The organism is Pseudoalteromonas sp. NZS127 (genome assembly GCF_015864805.1).
GTDB lineage: Bacteria > Pseudomonadota > Gammaproteobacteria > Enterobacterales > Alteromonadaceae > Pseudoalteromonas > Pseudoalteromonas nigrifaciens.
On the sequence record NZ_JADYWN010000043.1, the window covers coordinates 1 to 1,902 of the forward strand.

Sequence of the window (1,902 nt, forward strand, 5' to 3'; positions counted from 1 at the left end):
CGCTGTTGCGGTCGAGCGGCGCCAGCCATGGCTGCACGACGTTCCAGTCCTTGATCTTGTCGAGCTGCATGCGCAGCATACCCGCCATCATCATCCGGCAAAGGTCAAAGCTCTCGTTGCGCTTGCGGACCTTCTGCCAGGTGCCGTTCTTGCCGCGCACCTCGGCCTCCAGCTCGTCAAAAAACGCCTGTGGCAGCCAGCCGTCGGGGTTCTGTGTGGGGTGTTTCGGCTGAGGGAAGTGGTAGAAACCCGGCCCCGGCATGGTCCGACGCAGGCCCGCCGCCACCATGTCCGACAGCAGGTTCGGGTTGCAGATCAGCAGAGGGATGTCGCCCTTGGTCCCTTTGCGGCCACTCACTAGGGTCTCCCGGATGATCGGTGCCTTGGGCTCGGACGCACCCTTGTAGAGCGTGACGCGGTGCGCATGTCCGGCCTTGCGCACGCGCCGATACCAGGCGTAGGCGTTATGGGTCACGCCGTCCTCGCCCCCGGTGTCCACCGTGAGCATGCGGATTTTGATCTCTCGGTTGGGGTCCGGTGTCTTCCACGTGGCGTCGAGCAGCTTGTCCGTCAGCACATCCCAATCTTCAGGAAAGCTGGCGGGGTCGATAGGGGCAAACTCGCTTCCCATTCCGGGCCTTTTCGAGTGTTTTATCTCGAAACGATCCACCAACCACTGCTCCATGTGCACGCCGACGGCGTGGAGTTGCACCACGAAGCGCGCGTTCACCCCGCCCTGCACGTCCACGGAGGCCGAGAGCATGCGTGTCTGCTCGGGTACCTGGTAGCGGATCAGGTCGTTTTCAGCGCGGTCCTGCGGTCGGGCACGTCCTGATTGGGACTCCTTCAGGTGCCGCGAGATGTACGGCATGCCCTGGTCCACGTTGATCGCGTTCTTCAGGGCCTCTTCCGATCCGCTGAGGGCATAGTGGCGCAGGCCCTGCAGGTGGCGCACTAGGATAGAGCGCCACGGTTGGAACGCCGCCGCCACGCCGCCCAGCCAGAACCCGGCGATGGAAGATGTCATGCCCTCGCCCACCAGTTCGTCGTCAACGGTCAGTGTCATGCCGTCCCGCAGCCACCGGCCGTTGGCGTTCAGAGCCTTCTTCTGGTCGGCGCCGTGCAGCGACCCACAGTGGGGACACACGATCTTGGCGTAGTGCTCGGCGAGCTTGTCCAGGTTGGCGCTGCGCACCGTCTCCAGCAACTCGTCGTCCGGGGGTAGGTTGAACAGACCAACACCGGGCGCGGCTTCAAACCACTCGCGGCAGTCGTGGCACTTCCAGTACCACCGGCGCCGGTCGCTGGTGTTGTAGATGCCAACCACTCCGCGCACCGGCGGGGCCTCGTGCGGGGTAGACGGTTTCCAGTTCGGGTCTTCGATGTCGCGCCCGGGGCTGGACTCAACCAGGCNGGGGCCTCGTGCGGGGTAGACGGTTTCCAGTTCGGGTCTTCGATGTCGCGCCCGGGGCTGGACTCAACCAGGCACATGCCGCGCGACAGGAAGGTCTGCGTGCGCTTGAGCCCCAGCGGGAACGGCGCGCCCTCGCCGCCCACGTCGTCCGGCATACGGTCGTAGTCGGTGAAGGCCACGTAGCGATAGGTGGAGCCGGACAGGTTGCTGACGGTGGGCCAGCCGATCTTGAGCCACATGCCGTGGCGAAAGCTCTTGTCGAACGTGTTGTCGGCGTTGGCGTTGCGCGAGACGAGCGCAGCCAAGTCCGGGCTGTGGCGCAGTGCGCGGTCCACGGTGGTCTTGGAGAACTCGCGCGCCTTCTCTTGGGACATGTGGATGATAGCCATGTCGCCAGGGTCGTTGACCACGGCGTGCGCCATCCAGCCGGTGATCAACCCCTCGGTTTTCCCGCACCGTGCTGGACCGACGAAGGCGACGGCCTCGTG

Annotated in this window: 1 protein-coding gene and 1 pseudogene; both read right to left on the reverse strand. The window is 65.1% G+C overall.

What is annotated here, in order from left to right:
* A partial coding sequence (locus I6E78_RS18230) for a terminase gpA endonuclease subunit (RefSeq protein WP_442960317.1) occupies nt 1–1,327 on the reverse strand: 1,327 nt, incomplete at its 3' end.
* A 191-nt stretch (nt 1,328–1,518) separates the two neighbouring features.
* Nucleotides 1,519–1,851: pseudogene (locus tag I6E78_RS18930) on the reverse strand (phage terminase large subunit family protein); the annotation flags it as partial.
* Between the last annotated feature and the right edge of the window lie 51 nt (nt 1,852–1,902).